This window comes from Stagnihabitans tardus (genome assembly GCF_009925085.1).
GTDB classification, from domain to species: Bacteria; Pseudomonadota; Alphaproteobacteria; order Rhodobacterales; family Rhodobacteraceae; genus Stagnihabitans; species Stagnihabitans tardus.
The window spans coordinates 23,216-29,636 of the sequence record NZ_JAABNR010000031.1 but is presented as its reverse complement, the minus strand read 5'-3'; the positions used below and the strand labels follow the sequence as shown (position 1 = coordinate 29,636).

5 protein-coding genes are annotated in these 6,421 nt (G+C 68.6%); 2 read left to right on the top strand and 3 right to left on the bottom strand.

Features of this window, described 5'->3' with window-relative positions; genetic code table 11:
• Positions 1-92 precede the first annotated feature (92 nt).
• From iolG to GV832_RS19340, 3 genes are all read right to left on the bottom strand, one after another.
• Complete coding sequence (gene iolG / locus GV832_RS19350) at positions 93-1,088, bottom strand: inositol 2-dehydrogenase (protein WP_168776524.1); 996 nt, start codon at positions 1,086-1,088, stop codon at positions 93-95.
• A 98-nt stretch (positions 1,089-1,186) separates the two neighbouring features.
• Positions 1,187-3,688, bottom strand: a complete 2,502-nt coding sequence (locus GV832_RS19345) for an ABC transporter permease (RefSeq protein WP_168776523.1) — start codon at positions 3,686-3,688, stop codon at positions 1,187-1,189.
• Positions 3,685-4,347: an ABC transporter ATP-binding protein gene (locus tag GV832_RS19340; RefSeq protein ID WP_168776522.1), complete on the bottom strand. Its 663-nt coding sequence runs from the start codon at positions 4,345-4,347 to the stop codon at positions 3,685-3,687. Before GV832_RS19340 ends, GV832_RS19345 begins: the two co-directional genes overlap by 4 nt.
• Between GV832_RS19340 and GV832_RS19335 the strand changes: the two genes are divergently transcribed.
• A complete protein-coding gene (locus GV832_RS19335; RefSeq protein WP_168776521.1) occupies positions 4,346-5,020 on the top strand; it encodes an arylesterase in 675 nt (224 codons plus the stop codon). The two genes, GV832_RS19340 and GV832_RS19335, sit on opposite strands and share 2 nt — an antisense overlap.
• Positions 5,017-6,420, top strand: coding sequence for an FAD-binding oxidoreductase (locus tag GV832_RS19330; protein WP_168776520.1), 1,404 nt, complete (start codon positions 5,017-5,019; stop codon positions 6,418-6,420). Before GV832_RS19335 ends, GV832_RS19330 begins: the two co-directional genes overlap by 4 nt.
• Position 6,421: the final 1 nt, after the last annotated feature.

The following is a 6,421-nucleotide window of genomic DNA, read 5'->3' as shown; positions in this document are numbered from 1 at the left end:
AGGTCTGGAGGGGGGCAGCGCCCCCCTCCAGCTTTGCGCAAGCAAAAGGGCGCGGCCGTCAGGCCGCGCCCCCTTTCCGCCCGAGGAAATCCTCAGATTTCCGAGACCTTGACCACGCGGCCCAGAGCCACCGACTTCAGCGCGGCCTCGGCGAGCGCCAGGGCCAGAAGCCCATCCTCGCCCGAGGGCGAGGCGGAAGCCTTGCCGCCCACCGCGTCGATAAAGGCCGCGATTTCCGCCGCATAGGCCTCGGTGTAACGCGTCATGAAGAAGTCGTGCAGCGGCGGGCGGGTATAGCCCGCGCCATTCGCCACCTCGATCGACACCGGCCGCTGGTTCTCGGCCGAAACCACGCCGGCCGAGCCATGAACCTCGATGCGCTGGTCATAGCCATAGGTCGCGCGGCGGGAGTTCGAGATGACGGCCATCTTGCCGCTCGCGGTCTTCAGCATGACCTGCACGGAATCGCTGTCGCCCGCCTTGCCGATGGCCGGATCGACCAGGACCGAGGCCATGGCCGACACTTCGGTCACTTCCTCGCCCAGGAGGAACCGCGCCATGTCGAAATCATGGATCGTCATGTCGCGGAAAATCCCGCCCGACCGCGCGATATAGTCCACCGGAGGCGCGCCGGGATCGCGGGAGGTGATCGTCACCATCTCGACCTCGCCAATCGAGCCCTTGGTGATTTCCGCCTTCACCGCCTGGAAATGCGGGTCGAAGCGGCGGTTGAAGCCCACCATCAGCGTGCCCTTGTTGGCGCGCACGACCTCGAGGCACTTCTTCACCCGGTCGATCGACAGGTCGATCGGCTTTTCGCAGAAGACCGCCTTGCCCGCATTGGTGAAGGCCTCGATCAGGTCAGCATGGGTGTCGGTCGGCGTGCAGATCACCACGGCATCGATGTCTTTCGCCGCAAGGATCGCCTCGATGGACCGCACCTCGCAGCCATATTGCGCGGCAATCGCCTCGGCGGCGGGGGCCATGGCATCGGCCACGGCCACCAGCTTCGCCGCCGGATTGCCCGTCACGGCCTTGGCATGAACCTTGCCGATGCGCCCAGCGCCCAGAAGCCCGAATCTCAACATCTCATCCTCCTTGGCCGCAGCCCGGGTTTTTGTCGCTGGAACTTCTATTCCATTTCCGGCGATTTTCAACGGCAAATTCCAGGGCTGACGGGAATCCCTCAGCCCTCCACCGTCCGCAAGACCCCGGCAGGCCGGGCGCGCAGGGGCACGGCGGCAAAGATCAGCCCCGCCACCAGGGTCACCAGGACCCCGCCCGAGACCACACCCAGCGCCGACCAGGGCTCGAAGACGAAGGGCAGCTCCATGACCAGCGACAGGACGGCCCAGCCGCCGACCGCGCCCGCCCCCACCGCCACGAGCCCCGCCGCAGCCCCCATGATCGCCGCACGCAAGGCAAAGCTTCCAAGGATCCTCCCCCGCGTCGCCCCCAGCACCTTCAGCACCGAGGCCTCGCGCAGCCGCAAAGGCACGCCCGAGGCCACGGCGCCCACCAGCACCACCAGCCCCACGACCAGCACCGCCCCCGCCGCCGCGACGGTGGCTGTGGCAATCGCGGTCAGGGCCTCGACCACCTTGGCGATGGCCTCCTTGACGGAAATCGCCGTGACATTGGGCCAGGTCCGGGCGGTGTCGCGCAAGAGCGTAGCCTCGGCCTCGGGCTCGGCATAGACTGTGGCAATCGAGGTATAGGGCGCGCCCGCCAGGGCCGCCTTGTCCACCACCATCACAAACCCCATCCCGGCGTTGGAGAAATCGACCTTGCGGAAGCTCGTCACCGTCACAGGGATATCGCGGCCGAGGATGTTCAGGACCAGCGCATCGCCCAGCTTCAGCCCGATCTCGGCGGCCTCGTCGGCGGCGAAGCTGACCTGGCCCGGGCCGCTATAGCCCTCGGGCCACCATTGCCCCGCGGTCACCTCCGTCCCCTCGGGCATCGCATCGGCCAGGGAGATCCCCCGGTCGCCGCGCACCACCCAGTGATCGCCCGCGACCTCTTTCGCCGGGCGGCCGTTGATCTGGGTCAGCGTGCCGCGCAACATGGCGGCACTTTCGACCTTGGTCACGGCGGGATCCTCCTCCATCCGCGCGAGGAAGGGCGCGGTCTGGTCGGGCTGGATGTCGATGAAGAAGAAAGAGGGCGCCCGGGTCGGCAGGTCGCGCGCGATGGCGAGGCGGAAGTTGGCGTCGATCTGGCCCACCACGGCCAGGACGGAAAGGCCCAGGCCCAGCGAGAGGACGACCGACATGGCCTCGGACCTTGGGCCCCCGATGGCGGCCAGCGCCAGCCGCAACCCGGGGCGGCCATCGACCAGCCGGCTGCGCGCGACCCTCCGCGCGACCCGGGCCAGGCCCCAGCCCGCGCCCCAAAGCACCGCCAGCACCGCAGCCACCCCGCCCAGGGTGCCGAGCGTCAGCATCCAGTTGCCGGAAAACCAGACCGCGCCGCCGACCAGGGCCAGGAGCAGCACGACCTGGACCAGGATCCAGCCCTTGCCGGGCCAAAGCCGCCCCGCGCCGCGATAGAGCGCCGCCGCCCCCTGCCGCAGCGCCTGCGCCAGGGGCCAAAGGGCAAAGAGCATCCCCGTCACGATGCCGTAAAACGCGGCCTCGATCAGCGGTTGCGGGTAAAGCCCCACCGTCACCGGAAAGGGCAGCTCTGCGATGATCAGCGGAAAGACCGCCATCATGGCGCCCGCGCCCAGGGCGAGGCCAAGCCCCGTCCCCAAGGCCACCACGGCCAGGACCTGCACCAGGTAGACCTGCGCCACCAGCCCGCCCTCGGCGCCGAGGACTTTCAGCGTCGCAATCGTCGCCACCCGCCGCTCCATCCAGGCCCTGACGGCCGAGGCCACGCCCACCCCGCCCACGGCGAGCCCCGCGAGCCCCACCAGGATCAGGAAGGACCCCAGCCGGTCGACGAAACGCTCCACCCCCCGGGCGGCATTGCGCCGGTCGGTCCAGTCGAGCCCCTTCTCGCCGAACTTCGCCTCGGCCTCGGTCTTCAAGGGCCCAAGCGGCGCCTGGGTCACCATGCGGTAATGGCTGTCATACATCGACCCCGGCGCCAAAAGCCCCGAGGCCCCGAGGGCTGCGCTTTGGACCACGGTCTTCGGCGCAAAGCCGATGCCCGCCGTGGCGCTGTCGGGTTCCGACAGCATCAGGGCGCCCAAGCGGAACTCTTGCAGGCCAAGCTTGAAGCTGTCGCCCGGGACGAGCCCCAGGCGGTCGGCCAGAAGCTTCTCCATCACCGCGCCGGGCTTGCCCTCCTTGGTCGCAAAGGCCTCGGCCAGGGTGCCCTGGTCCAGCTTGACCTGGCCGAGCAGGGGCCAGGCGTCATCCACCGCCTTGACCTGGGTCAGGGCCTGATCCTCTCCGACGACGGCCAAGGACCGAAAGGTCAGAACCTCTGACACGGCGGTCGCATTGGCCTCGATCCAGGCCAGTTCCTCGGCATCGGCGCGGCGATAGGTGAAGCTGACCTGGGCATCGCCGCCCAGGATCACCGCGCCCTGGTCACTCAGCCCGGCCTCGATGGCCGCGCGCAAAGTGCCCACCGCCGCAATCGCAGCCACCCCAAGGGTCAGGCAGAGGATCAGGACCCGAAAGCCCGAAAGCCCGCCCCGCATCTCCCGCAGGGCCAGAGTAAATGCCAACCTCATGCCAGCCGCCCATCCGCCATGCGGACGACGCGGTCGCAGCGCTCGGCCAGCTCCGGCGCATGGGTCACCATGACCAAGGTCGCGCCATGGCGATCCCTCAGGCCGAAGAGCAGGTCCATGATCGCCGCCCCATTGGCCTGGTCGAGGTTCCCCGTCGGCTCATCGGCCAGAAGCAGCTTCGGCCGCCCCGCCGAGGCGCGAGCGAGCGCCACGCGCTGTTGCTCCCCCCCCGACATCTGGCTGGGGTAATGGCCCTTCCGGGCCCCCAGCCCCACGGCCTCCAGCTCTTCGGCGGCGAGGCGTGCGGCATTGGCCACCCCCGCGATCTCCAGCGGCACGGCGACATTCTCCAAGGCCGTCATGGTCGGGATCAGGTGAAAGCTCTGGAAGACCACCCCCATCCGCCCGCGCCGGAACCGCGCCAGGGCGTCCTCGTCCATGGCGCCGAGGTCCTGGCCCAGGGCTGCAACCTTGCCGCCCGTCGCCTTCTCCAGCCCCGCCATCAGCATCAGAAGCGAGGACTTGCCCGAACCCGAAGGCCCGATCAGCGCCAGGCTCTCTCCTGCCTTGACGCTCAGGTCGATCCCCCGCAGGATTTCCACCGGACCAGCATTGCCATCCAGCGTCAACCGCACCCCTGAAAGTTCCAGAACATCCATGCATCACCTCTTTCGTCTTCCATATGGTCTTGGCCGCGCAATCCGCAATCTCACGCTTGCGTTACTTGTGGGGGGAAGTGCCCTTCCCGCCACGGCGGACCAGGTGATTGCCGCTTTGGGCGACAGTCTGACGGCGGGCTATGGCCTGCCCGATGGCGAGGGGCTGGCGCCGCAGTTGCAAGCCTGGCTTGCGGCGCAGGGGCGCGAGGTGACGGTGGTCAATGCCGGGGTCTCGGGCGATACGACGGCGGGGGGGCTCTCGCGGCTCGATTGGACGCTTGCGCCCGAGGTCAAGGCCCTGATCGTGGCGCTGGGGGGCAATGACATGCTGCGCGGCCTGCCGCCCGAGGCCTCGCGCGCCAATCTCGAGGCGATCCTGAAGGGCGCCAAGGCCAAGGGCATCCCGGTGCTTCTGGTCGCCATGCAGGCCCCTGCCAACCTGGGCCCCGATTACCAAAAGGCCTTCGACGCGATCTATCCCGAGCTTGCGGCAGAATACCAGGTCCTGTTCAACCCCGGCTTCTATGCGCCGCTTTTGGGCAATCCGCCCGACCCGGCCAAGCTTGGCCCCTTCCTGCAAGCGGATGGCTTGCACCCCACGGCAGAGGGCGTCACAAAGATCGTCGAGGGGCTGGGCCCCGATGTGCTGAAACTCCTGGACCAGATCCAATGACCCTGATCGCCGCGCTGACCGAGGCCCTGGGGGCCGAAAACGTCGTGACCGGCGAGGCCCTGGCTCGCTATACCCATGACTGGTCCGGCCATTACAAACCCGCCCCCTGCGCCGTCGCCCGCCCGGGCAGCACCGATGAGGTGGCCGCCGTCCTGCGCCTCGCCCAGGCCCATGGCGTGCCGGTCATCCCGGTCTCGGGCCTGACGGGGATCGTGGGCGGCGCGATGACCGAGGGCGGGCTGTTCCTCTCGGTCGAGCGGATGAACCGCATCCGCTCGATCCACCCCGAGGCCCGTGTCGCCGTGGTCGAGGCGGGCGTGGTGCTGCAAAACCTGCATGACGCGGCGGAGGCCCTGGGGCTTTACTTCCCGCTCTGGTTCGGTGCGCGCGGGTCTGCGATGATCGGCGGGGTCCTCTCGACCAATGCCGGCGGGTCGAACGTGTTGCGCTATGGCTCGACCCGGGGGCTGTGCCTCGGGCTCGAGGTCGTCTTGGCCGATGGCCGCATCCTGAACCTGATGAGCGAGCTGCACAAGAACAACTCCGGTTACGACCTGCGGCAGATGTTCATCGGCGCCGAGGGGACCCTGGGCGTGATCACGGCGGCCACGATGCGGCTGGTGCCCAAGCCCCGCGCCTATGCCACCGCCTGGGCCGCCGTCACCGACCTCCCCGCCGCCCTGGGCCTTCTGAACCGCCTGCAAGAGGCCACCGGCGGCCTGGTCGAGGCCTTCGAATTCATGCCCCGCAGCTATATGGAGCGCCTGAAGGCCCATCGCCCTGACATCCGCCAGCCCTTCGCGACGCTGCACGAGGTCAATATCCTGATGGAGGTCGCCTCCACCGCGCCCCGTGACTGCGCGGTGGGCGAGGATGGCCGCGTGCCGCTCCAGGCGCTGTTGGAGGACACTTTGGCTGCGATGATGGAGGCGGGCACGGTGCTGGACGCCGAAATCGCCGCCTCGGATGCCCAAAGGCTCGCCATGTGGAAAAGGCGCGAGCTGGCGGCCGAGGTGATGAACTCCCGCCAGCCCACGATCGACACGGATATCTCCTTGCCGCTGCAATCGGTGGCGGAGTTCTTCACAAGGATCGAGGCCCGGCTGCCCGCGCTGGACCCAGGGTTTGAGACGATCACGGTCGCCCATCTCGGCGACGGCAACCTGCATTTCACCGTCTACCCCTCCCGCGAGGGGCTTTACGACGCGGTGATCGAGGCGGTGGAGGATGTGGTCCAGGACCTCGGCGGCTCTTTCTCGGCCGAACATGGCGTGGGGCTCTCGAAACTGGCCTCGATGAAGCGGCGCAAGGACCCCGTGGCGCTGGAGATCATGCGGGCGGTGAAACAGGCGCTGGACCCCAAGGGCCTGATGAACCCCGGCAAGGTGATCCCCGCATGAC